Below are 19,397 nucleotides of genomic sequence, written 5' to 3'. Positions count from 1 at the left end.
AACATTACATATCAATATTATGAAATCTCATTTAACGTTTCCGCAAACCTTGTAATTCCAAGCTTGATTTGTTCTATATTCGCTCTACCAAACGTAAATCGGATATATTCACTTTTAGAACCTAAAACACTGCCTGGAACAAATGCGACACCATTCCGGATAGATTCACCTAATAAGTGATATTCATCAAACGTTCCCTTCACCTCACACCATACATGTATTCCACCCTCTGGAACGAAACATTCAACTCGGTCTCCCAATGTTTCTTCAAGCTTTGCAATTAATGCATCTCTTCTTTGCTTCAATTGTCCACGGAGCATTGTAATATGTGCATGAAAATCCTCTGATTCCAAAAATTGATTTGCTACCCACTGCGTAAATACACTATGACCAAAATCAACTTGCTGCTTCGCATCTGCTAAACGTTCTATTACGCGCGTAGGACCAATTACCCAGCCAATACGTAATCCTGATGCAACAATTTTTGATAGTGAACTTACATAAAGAACATTCCCATTTTGATCCATCGATTTTAATGTCGGATTCACTTCTCCATTAAAAGAAGTTAAACTATATGGATCATCTTCCACAATTGGTATACCATACTCAGAAGATAGTTCTAAAATCTTTTTACGTCTCGCTAATGAAAGCACTGTTCCAGTTGGGTTTTGATAATCCGGATTTAAAAACACCATACGAATACGATGCTTTTTGTGCAAATCGATTAAGTCATCCGGATTCATTCCATGCTCATCAACAGGTAAATGGAATATGTTTAAACCGGCCGATTTAAACATTGGAAGCGAGAAACAATACGACGGATCCTCGATTGCAATCGCATCGCCAGGTTTTAATAAACATTGAACGATAAGATTAAGCGCCTGTTGTGCTCCAGATGTGATAAGAATAGAACTTGATTCCGCTTCAATTTGTTTATATTGCTCGACATGTGCTGCAATTGTTTTTCTCAGCATTTCATTTCCAAGTGGATGGTCATAACCGAGGTTTTCCATAAATATTTTCTCCGACAAAATCGTTCGAAATCTATCACTCGGAATTAATTCTGGTGACAATTCACCACTCGCTAAATTAATTAAGTCATCTTTTTGTGTTTCCGTTCGAATTTGTTGAACGAGTGGTACGTTAGGTAAGAACGATCCATCCTCAACGTACCTACCCCAGTTCGGTACTCGTTTATGCGACACACCCCATATGTCTGTATTCACCCGTGTTCCGCTTCCTTTTTGCCGTTCTACTACTCCAAGTGCCTTTAATTCTTCATATGCAGCTACTATCGTACTCCGGTTCACTTGTAATTCCTTTGCTAACATACGCTCAGAAGGTAACTTACTATCAGAAGGAAATTCACCTGAAGAAATGCCTCTTTCTATATAATCTGCAATTTGTTTATAAACAGGTGTCGTATCTGTACGATTCGGTTTCCATTCCATCTAGTTCCCTCCTCTCAAAACGAACCATCCTCAATTTATTACTAACAGTATTCACTGTAATAATAGGATTAATCAGTCACATTTTCTTATCTTTAAATGGATATATCCAAAACGGTTCTCTTTCTAACCACTAAATACTATCAAATCACTACCGCATACCATGTTACCCCCACCAGTAGAACAAAAAGAAGGAGAATATAGATAGCAGATAAATTTTTCACATTTCTCTTTGTAGACTTCCCGTAATTCTCCTCCACATTTCGCGCAACTAGTACGGTCCCAAATAGCGATACAATTACAATAATAACAACTAGTGAAATTGCAAAACTCATTGTATTTTCACCTCTCTAAGGCCAGTCTATTTTCATAAAGAACTTCCTTTTTAAAATTCCGATAAAATACTACCTTTCTTCTCTTATCATAATAGATGTTTATAAAAAGCGGACCAACCACTTTCGTATTTTTTTGCTCATCCACTTTATAAATAAAAACAACTGATTTCCTAGGATCAGTTGTTTTTTACAAGGCTAATCATATTCAGCTTCACTTAAAATTAATGCGATTTAAAAGTTTGGTCTTTTCATAATGAAACATCGATTGAGATAACTCGAAAGTGATTAAAGATTACTCCCTTGAATCTTACATACATTACGAAAACAAACACATTCTCCCCCTCTATCAATATAGCTAGTTCCTACCTTCACTAATTTGTTATACACTAAGAAAATAGCAAACAAACTATTCGTTAGCAGGTGAAAGAATATGTATGATGTTACAATTATCGGCGCTGGAGTAAGCAGCATTTTTACTGCTTATTCATTAGCTCAAAGTAACAAAAATATTTTAATTCTTGATAAAGGTAAACCGCTAGAACATCGGAATTGTCCTTTAGACCAAGGGAAAACATGTACCTGTCACACATGTGATAAATATTTCGGTTTTGGTGGTTTAGGAAAATCTGAAGGGAAATTTAATTATACAAATGGGTTTGGAGGCGAACTTGAACAAAAGGTAGGTAAAGAAGGTTTTATACAACTCATGGCTGAAGTAGATGAAATTCTATGTCAGTTTGGCGGAAGCTCAGTTTCAAAATATTCTACAGAAAATCTGAATCTCACTAAGAGAGCCGAAGCGTGTGGTTTACAAATGTTAACAACTGAAGTAAGGCATCTTGGCACTGCACTTTCAAGTAACATTTTCCAGCAGCTCTATGAATTTTTACTTACAAAAATAAATATCCAATTTCATATAGATGTACAACATATCAGTAAACAAAAAGATCATTTTAAAATAGAAACAAATCAAGGAACAATTCATTCTAAACAACTAGTATTTGCAACTGGGCGCTCTGGAGCAGATTGGTTAAAAGAAATGTGCACTTCTCTAAATATTTCTCAGGAACAAACACGTGTAGACTTAGGGATTAGAGTAGAAATGAAAGAGCATCAATTACGTTCTATATTAAAAGATACTTTTGAGACAAAGCTTTCTTATGAGCATGAACATTTCACAGCTACTACTTACTGTATGAACCCAAAAGGACGCATTATTCGAAAGTACGAAGAAGGTTTAGTTATGCCTGACGGTCAAAATTTCCGAGAGCAAGGGACTGGCACTCCTAACTTAAATTTCACTTTATTTATCCCGCGCTATTTTCCAACTCTCAAAGAAGCAAATGTATATGCAAATTCAATTATTAAAAGCATTAACCAAGGACGAGATCGGATTGTTATACAGCGCTTAGAGGACTTAATAAAGAAACAACCTACAGCGGAAAACAGCATAAAACATAATCGTATACATCCTACACTACACGGAGATTATGGAGATTTGAATAAGGAAATTCCGCCATTATATATTGAAGGGCTCAAAGAATTTTTATTACGCTTAGAACAATTTATCCAAGAACCTATCGATAAAGATACTTTATTATATGGAATTGATGGAAAATTCTATGCTCCTACGATAAAAGTCAATAATCATTTTGAAACAAGTGTGGATGGGCTATTTTTAATCGGCGATTGTTCAGGCGTCACTCATTCATTATCTCAAGCAGCTGCAAGTGGTCTATATGTTGGAAAATATTTATCTGCCCTTTAAACTCTCTAATTGAGATACCAGTCAAATATTTTAAGTTCCGCCAACACTTTATTTATCTAGTAATAACGTTAATGCAATTCTTCTCTCTCCCGCTGATGATTAACCCACAAAAAATCAGTATTTTATGGGATACATGAAATATATACGAAGGGAGCAACTAACTACAGTTGCTCCCTTTTTACTCTCTTATATCACATAATGCTATTAAAGACCTGACATATTATATAGATGTAAGCAAAGAACAACTCCAAAATCCACTTTTACTGTATATTTTGGAGTTGTTTTACGTTTATTCTATAGTTGTTTCTAAAGTTAAATCTGTATAAGCATAATCCTCACCTATGTTTAAGATTACTTCACATTGACGTAATCTCAATTCAAAGAGCGTTATAGAATCATGATAGACTTCAGGATTTGATTTCATTTTATGTAATATTTCTTGTTTTTCTTGTATTTCTAAATGAGTATTTTCTACAGCTTGTTTCAAGGAGTTAAATGGATTCCTAAAGAACATATTAATATCCCGCTCTTGCGTGTTTTCAAACAGTTCAAACTGCAAGAAAAATTTCTTCATAATAGAAGCTGTTACCTCAGTATAATCTTCATTTTCTAAATACTGTTTGTATTTGTTATATAGCATAGTTCTATTCTTTGGAAGAACCCCAAATAATTTACCGGCACTTTTCAGTAAAAATTGTGCTGGCGTAAATCGGCGTAAAATATTTACTTCTTCCATTTGTATTCCAGTCGTCATTCTATCAGTATCTCTGCGCCAGTCATCCAGTACTTTAAAGTCACATTCTAACTGTATTCGATTTTCTCCAAATAAAGAATTAAGTCCTTCACTGAGTTCTTCTAAGTACGATTGACTTTGAAGGAGCTCATTATTAGAAGTTGCAATCCAATTTTGCATAGAACGAGCAAGATTAGGTAATACAGTTTGTTCTAAATATTTGTGTACTCTTTCGTTCATCGCTGTATTTAGTGCAATATCAATGTGCCCGAAATCGCTTTCTTCACTAATTAAATCTGAACAACTCTGCAATAGCTTTGGAATATGCTCAGTAAGATCATTAGTAATTTCAGTTTTCATTGTACGATATGATTCTGTAATGAAATGAATTTTTTCCTTCTCAAAAGCAGTAAGGTTATTCATACAACCATTTAGTTTGACTAACATATCTTCATTCCAATTAATAGAATCCACTAGGTTGTTTTCCTTCTCAACACGTTTATCCAAAAGATATGTAATTGTTTTTCGAATGAAAAATAATAGCTTTTCAGTACGTTCTGCATCGATATTTTTATGGTTAAAGTTAAAACGAATAAACTCAGTTAAATCATTTAGTTGTTGATTACTTGTATATAACGAAGAATAAGGGAAAATTCTCGCTTGCGGGAAATATGCATTTATTCTCGCTTGCGTATCATGTAAAACTCTTTTTACTTCTGCTTCACTGTAAATGTTATCGATTTTATTTAATAAGAAATGAATTTGTAGATTTGGTGTATGTTCTTGAATGCTTAATAGAATGTCACGTTCTTTGTCAGTAAAAGGTGAATCCGCATTCAATACGAACAATAATTCGTCTACGGAATTTAAATATTCGAATATCTCATCTCTAGTATCGTTATTCCTATTAAAGCCAGGTGTAACTACGAATGTCAGTTTGTTTTTACTTAAAAATCTGCATGGTAATTTAAATTCAACACATGCTCTATCTCTATATGTTTGGTGGTGTAAAGACATTATATTATGGTAATCAAAGAAATTTTCAGTTGTTGTAATTGCTGAATCTGATATAGCGTTAATTTCTGTATGAGCATCATTTTTTAAAACCACTACATTTGAGATGGAGTTTTCTAATATATTTTCTCCTAATATAGAGTTAATAAATGCAGTTTTTCCATTTCCTGAAGTTCCCGTTACTAAAATACGATTTGTTCTTAAATCTGCAAGATCACCAACTAACCATCTAAATCGGTGACCCATTTCTATATCATGCTTTTGTGCCCACTGTGTAATAGATTCAAAAAGATGTAAACTATACTCTAAACCATTCACATGATTAATAGAATATAACAGTAGGTCTTCCGCATGTTTTATATTTGCTGCATCTATTTTGGAAGGGAAAATTTCATCCCATGCCAACACAGCTGCAGATGGAAATACAGCATGAGAAGGATTGACTACCTTTAACCAGTTTGTTAACAGATTTGGAATGATATCATGTAATTGTCTAAGCATATATTGACCTTGAATTAATGCAAAGTACGTTTCTTCATAAAGAGAAGAAATTTTGTCCCATATATCGGACGAGTGTATTTCGATATGTAAGAAAAATTCATTTATTGTGTTAAGCCATAATAAGTAATTTTGTTCATTTTTATAACTGTTCCAAAGTGATGAAACCATTTGCGTGAATTGCACTTGATCTACATTATTTAATGTAACTAATACTTCATAAAAATAATCTGGTGAAATATTTTTAGTAAATCCTTTATCGATATATCCTTTTAACACCTCAAACCACGGATAAGATTCTGTTCGAATTAACTCCTTCACAGCAAGATCTACTGCACTATCAAAATCTTGCTGTTCCTCATAAAAGGAACGGGCAATTTTTGTGACATTTGGATAATCGGGATTTAAAGAAACTGCTTCTTTAATAGCAGCGAAAGCTGAGTCAAAATTGTTTTGTTCAATATAAAGAGAAAGTAATTGCAGGCCAATTTCAGTCATCAATATTTTGTTATCAGTAGTAATAGAAGTATAAACATCTTCAGCAACTGATAATCGGTTTAGTTCGAAGTAAGCATCCGCAATATTTTTTTGTGCCCATGGTGCTAATTCATTACTAACCTTCTCCCATTTAAAAATAGCTGCTTCAAAATCTTGATGATGATAATAAAATTCACCCTGTGCAAAACGAATATAAGACCCATCGGAAATCTCATGTTTTTCTTCGTTTACATAAACTTCCCCAAGTACGTCAAGAGGTGGTTTTGTTTCATTCTCCATTAGGAATGTTTCATAATACATCTTTTTTATTAATTGTTTTTCTATTCTCATCTTTTCCCCCACTATATCTTGAAAACACACTTTTAAGATATGTCAATACTTTTTTTATGTATGCTTTTTATCTTAACAAAGAATTCCTTTTGGAAAATTTCATTTTCCTTTCATTTTTCAAGTAAGATTGAATTTTTATGAGAAAAGTTTCAGTTCTTTTTCAATTCGCTTTCAGTTGTGAAACAACATTAAGTGTTCCTAATAACCTAATAACACTATAATATTCCGCATTATATTATCAGGAAAACTCTATATAAATCATATTATAAAAACAATCTATAACGAATATATATACAACTTTTCCTTCGCTGATAAATAAAAAAACCATCAAATGATGGTTGTTAGATAAATCGATATGCCATATTTCAAATACACCACGATAACTAAAAAACCAACAATAGTAGTGAACGGCGATTCATACAATATCTTTCTCGAATTGTTTTCCATTAAAATATTTCAGTAGTTATGTAATTAAATTCCATTAACCTATATAAATAACTAGTCCCAAAAAAATATATATGCATATCATGTTATAGTAAAGAATTCAGGAAATCCTAAAAGGAGGCACTTTCATGTTTGAAGATAAATCGAAAATAAATTACCCATATGAATTTACAGAAACTACAACAATCCCTCTAACAAATCCAATTGATAAAAAATTCAAAAATGGCACAGGTACACACAATTTCCCAATTAAGAAGCATTATAAAGAGCAAGTTTTATATACTGAAAAAATTAATAATAATAAAAATAAATAATCGTATAGATCCTTATAGCAATTAACCAAATAAGAATCAATATTTGACCATGCATAGTCATGTTTTTAGCAATGTATAGAACTTTATTATGCAACTCCTGCACCTTCTAAAAAGTGCTGATATACAGCGCTTTTTTATACATAGATACATTTAAGCTAACGTAGCTAAGAAATAAACTACTTACAACCTTAAGTATGATACGCTCAAATTTAAAGAAACTACAAAATTACTCCGCCATATTCTCGTTTAACAATTAATTCTACATATTAAAAGGGAGCAACATTTACTGCTGCTCCCTTTTGAAACCTAATTTTATTATCCCTACATAACCCTCTTAAACATCTTCTCCAACTCATAAGTAGAGTGATGCACAAGAATCGGTCTTCCATGCGGACATGTATATGGGTTTGTTGTTGTACGAAGTTCTTCAAGTAAAGCAAATATTTGATCGTTCGTTAAATATTGATTTGCTTTAATGGAAGCTTTACAGCTCATCATAATCGCTGCTTCTTCTCGTAGTTTTTTAATATCAACTTTTTTTAGTTTAACGACCTGTTCCATCATTTCGTCGATAATTTCTGTTTCTTGTCCTTTTGGGAACCATGTTGGATGCGAGCGGACGATAAAGGATTGATGGCCGAATTGCTCTAAAAATAGCCCGACTTTTTTCAGTTCTTCTAGCTGCTCTTCGACCCGTAAAAATTCAGTAAGAGATAGATCGATACGGTACGGTACAAGTAGCTCTTGTACTTCTTGCGCTACTCTTCCTACTTTATCACGGAAATATTCATAATTGATGCGTTCCTGCGCTGCGTGTTGATCAATCATATATAAGCCTTTATCATTTTGAGCGAAAATATATGTTCCGTGCATTTGTCCAATTGGATAAAGCGGTGGTAAGTCATTCCCATTCATTTCAATCTCTTTTATTTCCCGAACTTCTTCTTCTAATTCCTCTAGTTCAAAGTCCTCTTCATTACTATCCCACGATTTCTCTTCCCGAATTGGTTCTTCAATTATCGGTTTAGTAGATGGTTGCCAACTTTGTTCTTCTCTTACAAGCGATTGTGGTGGCTGCCATTCTTGCTTCGGCGGTTGCCAAAGTTGTGCTGGCTGTTTCACAGCCTTTAGTTCTTCTTGTTTTTCATCCATGCCACTCGGTAAAACGATGTCCGGCATAGATGGTTCTTTCGGCTTCGTATGCTCAAACTGGAACTGTCCTTGCACATTTTCATCTTTTTCTTTTTTCTTCGTTGTTACACCTGCATCTGGGATGAGCTGTATTTTTTTGAATGCAGCTTGTAATGTCTCTTCGATAAGCTTTAGCAATTCTTGTTCTTTACTAAAACGAACTTCTAATTTCGCTGGATGTACGTTTACGTCGACAAGCATTGGATCCATTTCAATCGATAAGAAACCGATTGGATATCGTCCAACTGGCAGTAATGTATGATATCCTTGCTGGATGGCTTTCATTAATACGAAATTTCGAACGTAGCGCCCATTTACAATCGTTGACATGTAATTACGAGACGCTCTCGTTACTTCTGGTAATGTTACATACCCTTTAATTGTGAAGTCTAAAGATTCGGCTTCAATTGGAATAAGCTTCTTCGCAACTTGAATGCTGTAAATCGCCGCAAGTACTTGTCTTACATCACCGTTTCCCGACGTATGAAGCAATTTCTTTTCATTATGAAACAGTTTTAACGATACTTCTGGGTGTGACATTGCTATACGATACACGATATCTGTAATATTCCCCAGCTCTGTATGAATGGTTTTCATATATTTAAGACGCGCTGGTGTATTAAAGAATAAGTTTTGTACTGTAATATCTGTTCCTTTTCGGCTCGCTGTTTTCTCTTGCTTTATAATGTCTCCACCTTTAATGATAAGGTGCGTACCGGGTGCATCACCTGTGCTAGTGATTAATTCTAATTCACTAACTGAGGCAATACTCGGCAGGGCCTCTCCGCGGAAACCGAGTGTTCTAATGCGAAACAGATCGTTTTCATCTTTAATTTTACTCGTTGCATGGCGTTCAAAAGCGACGATACAATCTTCTTCGGCAATGCCATCACCGTTATCAATAATGCGAATTTTCGATAACCCAGCTTCTTCTAAGTGGATTTCAATAGATGTACTATTCGCATCGATAGAATTTTCCACAAGTTCTTTTACGACTGAGGCAGGGCGTTCTACTACTTCCCCTGCCGCAATTAAATTAGAGAGTTGGTCATCGAGTTTGCGAATTTTCCCCATCTACTTACTCATCCTTTCTTTAACTTTTTCTGCAAGCGATACAGTTCGTTCATCGCTTCTAAAGGTGTCATATCAAGTAAATCAATTTTTTTAATTTGCGCAAGCACTGCCGTTTCTTTTGCATCTAAAACTGGCTTGTCTTGTTTTTTCGAAGACTGTTCTGCACTAAAGAAAGATAGTTGTGAGTCTTCTTCAGTCACTTCTTTCTCTTCTTGCACTTCGTGTACTTCTACCGGTGCTTCTTTTACAACCACTGGTTCTGGAGTAACTTCTTGTACCTTCACTTCTGTACGCTTTGGAATAATAATTTCTTCTTGTCCTTCGAGCTGCGCTAACACTTCTTTCGCGCGAGCGATTAAGCTATCTGGAAGTTCCGCAAGTTGCGCAACGTGAATTCCGTAACTTTTATCTGCTGCTCCATCTTGAATTTTATGAAGGAAGACTACTTTCCCGTTCTCTTCAATAGCTGAAACGTGTACATTTTTCAATTGATCCAAACTTTCTTCTAACACCGTTAATTCATGATAGTGTGTAGAGAATAATGTTTTCGCACCAATTTGGTCATGAATATGTTCAATGATTGCTTGTGCAAGTGCCATACCATCATACGTAGATGTACCACGTCCAATTTCATCGAATAAAATTAAACTTCTTTCTGATGCGTTTGCAATTGCATTTTTCGCTTCTAACATTTCGACCATAAATGTACTTTGACCTGATATTAAATCATCCGCTGCACCAATTCTCGTAAAGATTTGATCAAATACAGGTAATACTGCTTCTGTTGCTGGTACGAAACAACCGATTTGCGACATAACCGTTACCAGTGCTAATTGTCTCATATACGTACTTTTACCAGACATGTTCGGTCCTGTAATTAAAAAGACATCCATGTTCTCTGGCATAATACAATCATTTGGTACATACAATTTCCCGTTCAATACTTTTTCAACGACAGGGTGGCGACCATCTTTAATAAAGATTTCGCGATTAGTTGTTAGAACTGGTTTTACAAACTGCTCTTCTTCACTAACTGTCGCAAAGCTTTGCAGTACGTCTAATTCACTAATTACTTTTGCCAAGTGTTGTAATTTCGGTATGAATACCTTTACCTCTTCACGAAGTGCTGTAAATAAATCGTATTCTAGTTGTACAATTTTCTCTTCTGCTTCTAAGATTAATGTTTCTTTTTCTTTTAGTTCATCTGTTATGAAACGTTCAGCATTAGCAAGCGTTTGTTTACGCTCATAGCGACCTTCTGGAAGTGCTGCAAGGTTTGCTTTCGTTACTTCAATGTAATAGCCGAAAATACGGTTGTATCCGATTTTTAGCGATTTGATTCCTGTAATATCACGCTCTCGTTTTTCAAGCTCAGCAATCCACGTTTTTCCGTTTTTACTCACGTAACGATATTGATCAAGCTTGTCATTATAACCGTCTTTAATAATATCGCCATCTTTAATCGAAAGCGGTGGGTTTTCTTGAATACTTCTTCCTAGTAATTCAGTTAAGCTCTCACATGGATCCGCACCTTGAATCAATCTTGCTGCATAAGCATTATCTAAAAGACTGATCGCCTCTAAAATAGCTGGTACTTGAAGTAAAGAGCGTCTTAATTGTAATAAGTCACGTGCATTTACATTACCAAATGCAACTTTCCCTGCTAAACGTTCTAAATCATATACTTCTTTTAACTTTTCTTTTAAATCTTCACGTAAGAAGTAATCATTTACAAATGTTTCAACCATTTCTAAACGCTCTTCCACTTTTTCTTTCTGGATAAGTGGACGTTCCATCCACTGTTTTAACATACGGCCACCCATAGCTGTTTTTGTTTTATCTAATAGCCATAATAATGAACCGGTCTTTTCCTTCGTGCGAAGAGTCTCTGTTAACTCTAAATTACGTTTTGAATGCACATCAATTTTCATAAATTGATTTGTATAATAAATTTCTACTGGTTGTAAGTGATCTAACGAACGTTTTTGCGTTCTTATCACATAGTTAAATAAGCGTCCGACTGCTTTAATTAACTTTGCTTGTGAAACATTTTTCACAAGGTGTTCTAATCCTTCAGGAATAGTTGTTACATCTTCGTATGAAATCGTCATTTTTAATGTTTCAGTTAACTTACTTAGTTCATCTTTAGAAAATGTAGAATCTACAACAATTTCTTTTGAACCAGTTGCATACACTTCTAATAAAATATCTTCTACTGAACCTGTTAATAGCGTTACTGTATTTTGTCCAGTCGTTAAATCATTACAAGCTAAAGCATAAGACCCATCTTCAAAATGCGTTAATGCTGCTAAAAAGTTATTCTCTTTCTCATCTAGTGTACGCCCTTCCATCATCGTTCCTGGCGTAATTAATTGTACTACTTCACGACGCACTACACCTTTAGCTGTTTTTGGATCTTCCACTTGCTCACAAACAGCTACTTTATATCCTTTTTCAACAAGTTGTTCAATATAGTTTTTAGCAGCATGGTACGGTACACCGCACATCGGAATGCGTTCACTGCTACCACCATCTCGGCTCGTTAATGTAATTTCAAGTTCGTGAGCTGCTTTAACAGCATCTTCAAAGAACATTTCATAAAAATCACCTAAGCGAAAAAATAAAAAGGCATCTTGATAGTCTGCCTTAACCTTTAAATATTGCTCTATCATAGGGGTATATTGAGTCATACTTTTCCTCCATAATTCTTACATAATAATCTATATTCATCTATGTCACATTTCACGGACACCCACATCTCCTATTTCAGGAGTCTCTCCTCATTATAGCACATTTCATAAAGATTCATGTTCATTCAGCAACACTTATGTAAAGTAAAAAGCTAGGAAGAACTTCTCCCTAGCTTTCTATTACTCTTCTTCTGCATCGACAATAAAGTTCGGATCTAATTCTTCAAACTCATCATCATCAACTTGGAAATCCTCATCTGATTCTACGCAACCTTCAGGATTTACACTTACACAAATTTTCGTTTCCCCAACTACTTCTGTTACAAATTCACGTTCTACAGTTACAACAATTTTATTACCATTTGGCGATACAAGAGCTTCTAAACAGTTTGGTGGCTGAATAACACGAGCAATAATTTCTAAATCGTCACCAGAAAAGTTTTTATCACGATAACCAATGCTTACTTCATCAGTGTAGTTCACACGCTCTGTTACAACTTCAGTCTTTGTGTTGCCATCAAATGAATACCAAGTGTTCACATCATAGAAACCTTCAATTTCTACATGCTTTCCATTCTTTCTTGCTTCGTACGAGTGGTTAATCACCCAGCACCCTAAAATACTTGTTGGCTCATTATTCGATTCACATGTATGCGTTGACTTTGTATACTTACGTCCTTTTCCAACCACTGCTTTTGTAATAATCTCTCTAAATTCGGACATTCGTAACCCTCCTCAATCACTATTCACTTAATCATATGCGTGACAATAGCGGAATGTGTCATTCTTTTTTTTGAGAAGAACTTACGTTTAATCCATAAAAAAAAGAGATGTCAATACGACATCTCTTTAACAGCCACAATTTCCTTTTTTACTTTCTACCGCGGCGCCGGTTTCACCCTTGAGTACATCGCCGCCAGTTGAAACTAATATTTCATCTGTAACATTGTTAGAAATGGTACTAGCAACTAATTGTAGTAAGTCATTTACATATGTTTGTGAAGATTTAAATTCCTGCACAACTGGAATACTGTCTAACTTATCTTGCAGGGCATCAATTTCAGCTTCTACTTTTTTCAAAGCTTCCCATTTCCCGTAATGTTGCAAGTTTACTGCTTGCTTTTGCAGAGCTTTAATTTCATCAATTGCGCGTTTTACATTTTCATTTTTATGAATTTGTGCCTCTGCACGCTTAAAGAAATCAACTTCTTCTGTTTCAGAAATCATTTTTGCTAATTCTTTCGCTTGTTCAACAATTTCATCTTTCGTATATGCTTTCATCTATTATTTCACCTCAATCGGCTCTTCAACTAATTCACCGTTAAGAGACCAAGTTTTTGCTTCCGTTACTTTTACCTTTACAAGCTGACCAATTAAAGCTTTTGGGGCAACGAAGTTTACAAGTTTATTCGTACGTGTATAACCTGCAAGTACTTCAGGGTTATTCTTACTTTCTCCATCAACTAATACTTCTACAATTTGACCTTTATAACGATTATTCTTTTCAACCGCCAATTCATTTACTAGTGTATTTAAACGTTGAAGACGTTCTTTCTTCACTTCCATCGGTACATTATCTTTCATTTTTGCAGCTGGTGTACCCTCGCGCGGGGAATAAATAAATGTAAATGCAGTATCAAATTCTACTTCACGATATAGCGAGATTGTTTCTTCAAACTGCTCATCCGTTTCATTTGGGAAACCGACGATAATATCAGTTGTTAATACTGCGTTTGGAATTGTTTCTTTAATTTTTCTTACAAGCTCTAAATAGTGCTCACGTGAATATTTACGCGCCATAATTTTAAGCATATCTGTGCTACCAGATTGAACTGGTAAATGAATATGTTCTACTAGGTTTCCACCTTTTCCAAGTACCTCAATTAAGTGATCATCGAAGTCACGTGGATGACTTGTTGTAAAGCGAATACGAGCAATATCAACTTTACGGAGTTCGTCCATTAAATCGCCAAGGCCATATTCTAAATCTTCAAAGTCTTTACCATATGCATTTACGTTTTGTCCAAGTAACGTAATTTCTTTATAACCATTCGCAGCTAAATGACGAATCTCTTGAATAATATCTTCCGGACGTCTGCTTCGCTCTTTTCCGCGTGTATACGGTACAATACAATATGTACAGAATTTATCACAGCCATACATAATATTTACCCACGCTTTAATATCACCACGGCGTACTTTCGGAAGGTTTTCAATTACGTCTCCTTCTTTTGACCAAACTTCAACTACTGTCTCCTTCGAGAACATCGCATCTTTTAAAATGTACGGTAATCTATGAATATTATGCGTTCCAAATACCATATCTACATGCTGATTTTTTTGCATGATTTTATTTACAACAGATTCCTCTTGAGACATACAACCACATACACCAATTAAAAGGTCCGGATTTCTACGTTTTAATGATTTTAAATGACCAAGTTCACCGAACACTTTATTTTCAGCGTTTTCACGAATTGCGCAAGTGTTTAATAAAATTACATCTGCGTCTTCTGTTGAAAATGTAGGCTCATATCCAAGCGCTGTAAAAATCCCAGCCATTACTTCTGTATCATGCTCATTCATTTGACAGCCATATGTACGAATGTAAAACTTTCTTCCTGATCCAAAATTGCGGAACTCTTCAGGTAAGCCAAAATCCCGTTCAATTTTAACTTCTTCTTTCCCGCGTTTTTTCGCCAATTTCAAAGAAGGTGGTTGATATACACTTTCAAAGTATTTACTATAATCTTTCTCTTCTTTTTTCGTAGAGGAATTTGCTTGTTGACTTGCCAATCGTTGTTGCTCGTTCATCGGTAATCTCCTTTCAACCTTAACTATACACAGTCCATTTCCATGCGCTTAGACCCGCCCCAAGAATGTTAGATAGTTTGAGAGATAACTTGTCCTTTGAAACTTGAGTAATCGATCTAATCATCCGTAAGAATGCAGTCTTCCCCACACAAATAGACATTCCCTTTTATCCCGCTATTTGCGGACAGTAAAACTCCCATCACTGATTAAAGTTTCACTTTATTATTTCTTGTTGTCCTATTGAAAAGCATATTGCTTTATCCCTATACACATTACCATAGTATGAAGCGTTTCGCCAATTTTAACAATAAATAGGTTCTGTCTTATTTTACATTTCATAAGCAATGAACTTGACATTTTCATACAACGACTTATATATTATTTTACCATTCTGAATATTCTAAGTAAATAAAACCAACCTATATTTTTCATTCATTAAAAAAGGTTGCCAAATGGCAACCTGATCTTCTTATATTACATAAATTCAGCAACTAACTCATCAAACATTTTCTGATCCATATTTAAATCAGCTTGCACTAAAGGCTGTTCACTATAACCTTTTACAAGTTCTTGGTATGACGGTTGTGCTGTATTTTGATAAATCAAACCTGTTACCAATCCGTTATTTTCCATTAACGTTTGCATTGCCATCATGCGATTAGATGGATCGTATCCCTCTACTGTACTTAGTTTCGTTAAGTTCTCTTTGAACCAATCATACGTATTTACTTTATTGTAAGTAACACACGGACTAAATACATTAATTAATGAAAATCCTTTATGGTTAATACCAGCTTCAATAATTTGTGTTAATTCTTTTAAATCACTTGAAAAGCTTTGTGCCACAAATGTCGCACCAGCTGTTAAAGCCATTTCCATAACATTTAGTGATGGTTCAATTGAGCCTTGTGGTGTACTTTTCGTTTTAAACCCAGCTTCACTACGTGGTGAAGTTTGCCCTTTTGTTAATCCATAAATTTGGTTATCCATTACGATGTACGTAATGTCAATGTTACGACGAATAGAATGAATTGTATGTCCCATACCAATCGCAAATCCATCACCGTCACCACCTGATGCGATAACTGTTAAATCACGATTTGCCATTTTCACACCTTGTGCGATTGGAAGAGCACGTCCATGAATACTATGCAAACCGTATGAATTAATATAACCTGAAATACGACCTGAACAGCCGATACCAGAAATAACAGCTAGTTCATCTGGATTTAAACCAACATTAGCTGCCGCACGTTGAATCGCAGCTTGTACTGAGAAGTCTCCGCAACCTGGGCACCAGTTCGGTTTTACACTGTTACGAAAGTCCTTAAATGTTGCCATTTAATACAACCCCTTTTTTACATTCGTTGTAAATCTCTTTCGGTAAGAATGGGTTTCCGTCATATTTTAAAAGACTAGAAATTTTCTCACCATTACCAAGATTCATTTTCATAATGTTAGCAAGCTGACCAGTTGCATTGTTTTCTACAACTACAACACGCTTCGCATTTTTCACAAGTGGATCGATTTCAGCTGTTGGGAACGGGTGAATTAAACGTATATGAGCATGGTTTACTTTCATTCCTTCTTGTTCCAAACGCTGCATTGCCTCTTCGATCGCACCACGAGTTGAGTTAAATCCAACTAACAATACGTCTGCTTCTTCATGCTTAACATTTTTATAAACAGGGGTATTAAACTTTAAGTTCTCCATTTTACGGAAACGTTTGTCCATTTGATCTTTACGGTTTATTGCTGATTCAGATGGTTTACCCGTTTCATCATGTTCTACACCTGTAACATGGTGAACACCATTTTTCATACCAGGTAAAACACGTGGTGAAACGCCATCTTCTGTTACTTCATAACGTTTGAAGTATGCTTTATTTTCACGTTCTGGTAATTCTATTTCTAAATCAAGCTTACCACGACGAATTTCCACTCTATCTAATTTAAGTGGTTCTACAGTTTGTTTCCCTAAGGAAAGCTGTAAATCCGTTAAGAAAATAACAGGTACTTGATATTCTTCAGCTAAGTTAAACGCTTCTACAATGTCATAGAAAGCTTCTTCAACTGTACTTGGCGCCATTACGATTTTTGGAATTTCACCATGCGTACCGTAAATCATCGCCATTAGATCAGACTGCTCTTGTTTCGTTGGTAATCCCGTACTTGGACCACCACGTTGTGTATCAACAATTACTAATGGTGTTTCTGTAATACCTGCTAAGCCAATCGCTTCCATCATTAAAGAAAGACCCGGACCCGCAGATGCTGTTAAAGTACGAACACCAGCATAGTTTGCACCAATTGCCATTGTACAAGCTGCAATTTCATCCTCAGTTTGGATTACTGTTCCGCCGACTTTCGGTAATTTTTTAATTAAGTATTCCATAATTTCAGATGCAGGTGTGATTGGATATGCAGACATGAAACGAGCGCCACCAGCTACCGCACCAAATGCGATTGCATCGTTTCCAATCATAAACATACGTTTCTTGCCATCAGCTTTTTCAAGCTGCATCATGTTTACTTTCTCACCTAGCAATTCTTTCATATATTGAGAGCCGCGTTTAATTGCTTCCATATTCTTTTGAACGACTTGCTCTCCTTTACGACCGAAGATTTCTTCAACTACCTCTAAATAAGCTGTTTCATCTAATCCTAATACCGCACTAGATGCCCCAACAGCAACCATATTTTTCATTAATGATGTGCCTAATTCCGAAGCAATATCTGTAAACGGTATCGCATATAGATTTACATCTGCATTATCAGGTATAGTTGGATTAAATTTCGCATCCGCAACTACAATTCCGCCTGGACGCAGTTCGTGGAAGTTAAAATCAATTGTTTCTTGGTCAAAAGCAATTAAAATATCTAAATCATCTGAGATCGCACGTACTTCTGTTGTACTTACGCGAATTTTATTATTTGTATGGCCGCCTTTTATACGTGATGAGAAGTGGCGGTAACCGTATAGGTAATATCCTAATCGGTTTAATGCTATACAGAAGATTTCCCCTGTACTTTCAATTCCTTCACCTTGTTGGCCTCCAACTTTCCATGAAAGTTGACTAATCATCTCCTACACCCCTTTTGGCTGCATTCATTGTAGTGTATTTTTTTACAGTATTAGTTTAGCATTTTTTATGCAAATAAACTACAATGGACGCAAATTATGCCTCTTCTGATTTCCCTGAATCTTTAGTATAAAACTATTTTGTTTTTCATTCTAGTATTAGGTCTTAAAAAAAGCAATAAAATCAAGTGAATTAATTTCAAATTTTCTGAATTATTAAAACAAAATTAAAAACTTATTCGTTCGACAAAATTATTATATAAAAATCGTTCTATAGTAGATGCGGCATAGTGTTTATACAGCTCATTCACTACATTTTCATAATCTCTATACGCTGATACATTTATAACAGTTTCTAAAATCCCATCAAAATCTGAACCAAACCCTATATTATTCTCTCCACCTAGCGAACAAATATATTCGATATGTTTTACTATGTCTGTTATATTCGCTTGTCTTTCACTGTTTAGAAACTGAGGTACAAAAGTGACACCGATTATGCTATTTCGCTGTATAAGGGCTTTAATTTGTTCCTCGTTTAAATTGCGTGGATGCTGACAAAGTTTATAACAATTTGAGTGAGATGCAACAGGGTTATTAGCAATTTCTATAACATCCCAAAAGCTTCTCTCATTTAAATGGGACAGATCGGTCCATAACTGTAACGTATTAAGTTCTTGTACAACTTGTCTACCAAAAGTAGTTAAACCTGCTCCACGGGTCTCTAGCGCCCCATCAGCTAACAAATTCGCATAGTTCCATGTCAATCCAAAAGAACGCACACCTAACTGATAAAACAAACGTAATTTCATCGCTTCTTTCCCAATTGCTTCGCATCCTTCTAATGTTAATAGCGCTCCAATCTCATCCTGTTTTAACATACTTATATCATCTTTTGTTCGGATAAACTTCACACCTGGTAACGATAGAATTTCATTATAAAAAATATCTATCATTTGTAATGCTGCTTCAAAACGTTTTTCATATGCTACTGTTTCTGGTACATATACAGCAAAGCATTGTATACTTCCTTTTCTTTTCTTTAATTGTTCAAATGTAATATGTAATTGTGAATCATCTTTAAAATTCTTTTTTCCCTGTGCACGCCATAACTGAAAGAGTACATCACAATGAGCATCAAAAATTTTCATTTTCATTCCTCCA

At 35.1% G+C, this 19,397-nt stretch carries 13 protein-coding genes and 1 pseudogene; 2 read left to right on the top strand and 12 right to left on the bottom strand.

The window, feature by feature from the left end:
- Nucleotides 1-17: 17 nt before the first annotated feature.
- From COI75_RS13945 to COI75_RS27130, 3 genes and pseudogenes are all read right to left on the bottom strand, one after another.
- On the bottom strand, nt 18-1,451 hold the full coding sequence (locus COI75_RS13945) for a MocR-like pyridoxine biosynthesis transcription factor PdxR (protein ID WP_000454991.1): 1,434 nt from the start codon (nt 1,449-1,451) through the stop codon (nt 18-20).
- 140 nt (nt 1,452-1,591) lie between these two features.
- Complete coding sequence (locus COI75_RS13940; RefSeq protein WP_000006461.1) at nt 1,592-1,783, bottom strand: hypothetical protein; 192 nt, start codon at nt 1,781-1,783, stop codon at nt 1,592-1,594.
- Between the two features lie 211 nt (nt 1,784-1,994).
- Nucleotides 1,995-2,063 (bottom strand): annotated as a pseudogene (locus tag COI75_RS27130) (GntR family transcriptional regulator); the annotation flags it as partial.
- A gap of 150 nt (nt 2,064-2,213) precedes the next feature.
- Here COI75_RS27130 and COI75_RS13935 point away from each other — a divergent pair.
- Nucleotides 2,214-3,551, top strand: a complete 1,338-nt coding sequence (locus tag COI75_RS13935) for a hypothetical protein (RefSeq protein WP_000272426.1) — start codon at nt 2,214-2,216, stop codon at nt 3,549-3,551.
- A 289-nt stretch (nt 3,552-3,840) separates the two neighbouring features.
- Here the strand turns inward: COI75_RS13935 and COI75_RS13925 are convergent, their stop codons facing one another.
- Complete coding sequence (locus COI75_RS13925; protein WP_001217638.1) at nt 3,841-6,624, bottom strand: dynamin family protein; 2,784 nt, start codon at nt 6,622-6,624, stop codon at nt 3,841-3,843.
- A gap of 572 nt (nt 6,625-7,196) precedes the next feature.
- On the opposite strand from COI75_RS13925, the gene COI75_RS13920 reads away from it, so the two are divergent.
- Nucleotides 7,197-7,382 carry a hypothetical protein gene (locus COI75_RS13920; RefSeq protein WP_000461132.1) on the top strand — a complete coding sequence of 62 codons (186 nt, stop codon included), beginning with the start codon at nt 7,197-7,199 and terminating at the stop codon, nt 7,380-7,382.
- Between the two features lie 321 nt (nt 7,383-7,703).
- Here COI75_RS13920 and mutL read toward each other — a convergent pair whose 3' ends face one another.
- From mutL to COI75_RS13880, 8 genes are all read right to left on the bottom strand, one after another.
- Nucleotides 7,704-9,647 (bottom strand): DNA mismatch repair endonuclease MutL, encoded by a 1,944-nt coding sequence (gene mutL, locus COI75_RS13915; protein WP_098448391.1) that lies wholly within the window; start codon nt 9,645-9,647, stop codon nt 7,704-7,706.
- A gap of 8 nt (nt 9,648-9,655) precedes the next feature.
- Nucleotides 9,656-12,337, bottom strand: a complete 2,682-nt coding sequence (gene mutS / locus COI75_RS13910; protein ID WP_000195986.1) for a DNA mismatch repair protein MutS — start codon at nt 12,335-12,337, stop codon at nt 9,656-9,658.
- A 180-nt stretch (nt 12,338-12,517) separates the two neighbouring features.
- Nucleotides 12,518-13,060, bottom strand: coding sequence for an outer spore coat protein CotE (gene cotE / locus COI75_RS13905; protein WP_001288802.1), 543 nt, complete (start codon nt 13,058-13,060; stop codon nt 12,518-12,520).
- 126 nt (nt 13,061-13,186) lie between these two features.
- The gene (locus COI75_RS13900; protein ID WP_000649447.1) at nt 13,187-13,618 is read right to left on the bottom strand and encodes a RicAFT regulatory complex protein RicA family protein; all 432 of its coding nucleotides are present in this window, start codon (nt 13,616-13,618) and stop codon (nt 13,187-13,189) included.
- Nucleotides 13,619-13,621: 3 nt separating this feature from the next.
- The gene (gene miaB / locus COI75_RS13895; RefSeq protein ID WP_001005395.1) at nt 13,622-15,151 is read right to left on the bottom strand and encodes a tRNA (N6-isopentenyl adenosine(37)-C2)-methylthiotransferase MiaB; all 1,530 of its coding nucleotides are present in this window, start codon (nt 15,149-15,151) and stop codon (nt 13,622-13,624) included.
- A gap of 474 nt (nt 15,152-15,625) precedes the next feature.
- The gene (locus COI75_RS13890; RefSeq protein ID WP_000190148.1) at nt 15,626-16,492 is read right to left on the bottom strand and encodes a 2-oxoacid:ferredoxin oxidoreductase subunit beta; all 867 of its coding nucleotides are present in this window, start codon (nt 16,490-16,492) and stop codon (nt 15,626-15,628) included.
- Entirely contained in the window at nt 16,479-18,236 is a 1,758-nt protein-coding gene (locus COI75_RS13885; RefSeq protein ID WP_000625410.1) for a 2-oxoacid:acceptor oxidoreductase subunit alpha, read from the bottom strand. The genes COI75_RS13890 and COI75_RS13885 overlap by 14 nt, the downstream gene beginning before the upstream one ends.
- A 224-nt stretch (nt 18,237-18,460) precedes the next feature.
- Nucleotides 18,461-19,384, bottom strand: a complete 924-nt coding sequence (locus tag COI75_RS13880; RefSeq protein WP_000688011.1) for a dipeptidase — start codon at nt 19,382-19,384, stop codon at nt 18,461-18,463.
- Nucleotides 19,385-19,397 lie beyond the last annotated feature (13 nt).

Origin of the sequence: Bacillus cereus, from assembly GCF_002564555.1 — a bacterium.
Lineage (GTDB): Bacteria > Bacillota > Bacilli > Bacillales > Bacillaceae_G > Bacillus_A > Bacillus_A cereus_K.
The sequence above is the reverse complement of the archived record's forward strand: the minus strand, read 5'-3'. Positions and strand labels throughout refer to the sequence as shown.

What these genes read in the sequence shown, in the direction of transcription:
- COI75_RS13945 (WP_000454991.1), bottom strand. Translation starts at nt 1,451, where the DNA reads ATGGAATGGAAACCGAATCGTACAGATACGACACCTGTTTATAAACAA.
- COI75_RS13940 (WP_000006461.1), bottom strand. Translation starts at nt 1,783, where the DNA reads ATGAGTTTTGCAATTTCACTAGTTGTTATTATTGTAATTGTATCGCTA.
- COI75_RS13935 (WP_000272426.1), top strand. Translation starts at nt 2,214, where the DNA reads ATGTATGATGTTACAATTATCGGCGCTGGAGTAAGCAGCATTTTTACT.
- COI75_RS13925 (WP_001217638.1), bottom strand. Translation starts at nt 6,624, where the DNA reads ATGAGAATAGAAAAACAATTAATAAAAAAGATGTATTATGAAACATTC.
- COI75_RS13920 (WP_000461132.1), top strand. Translation starts at nt 7,197, where the DNA reads ATGTTTGAAGATAAATCGAAAATAAATTACCCATATGAATTTACAGAA.
- mutL (WP_098448391.1), bottom strand. Translation starts at nt 9,647, where the DNA reads ATGGGGAAAATTCGCAAACTCGATGACCAACTCTCTAATTTAATTGCG.
- mutS (WP_000195986.1), bottom strand. Translation starts at nt 12,337, where the DNA reads ATGACTCAATATACCCCTATGATAGAGCAATATTTAAAGGTTAAGGCA.
- cotE (WP_001288802.1), bottom strand. Translation starts at nt 13,060, where the DNA reads ATGTCCGAATTTAGAGAGATTATTACAAAAGCAGTGGTTGGAAAAGGA.
- COI75_RS13900 (WP_000649447.1), bottom strand. Translation starts at nt 13,618, where the DNA reads ATGAAAGCATATACGAAAGATGAAATTGTTGAACAAGCGAAAGAATTA.
- miaB (WP_001005395.1), bottom strand. Translation starts at nt 15,151, where the DNA reads ATGAACGAGCAACAACGATTGGCAAGTCAACAAGCAAATTCCTCTACG.
- COI75_RS13890 (WP_000190148.1), bottom strand. Translation starts at nt 16,492, where the DNA reads ATGGCAACATTTAAGGACTTTCGTAACAGTGTAAAACCGAACTGGTGC.
- COI75_RS13885 (WP_000625410.1), bottom strand. Translation starts at nt 18,236, where the DNA reads ATGATTAGTCAACTTTCATGGAAAGTTGGAGGCCAACAAGGTGAAGGA.
- COI75_RS13880 (WP_000688011.1), bottom strand. Translation starts at nt 19,384, where the DNA reads ATGAAAATTTTTGATGCTCATTGTGATGTACTCTTTCAGTTATGGCGT.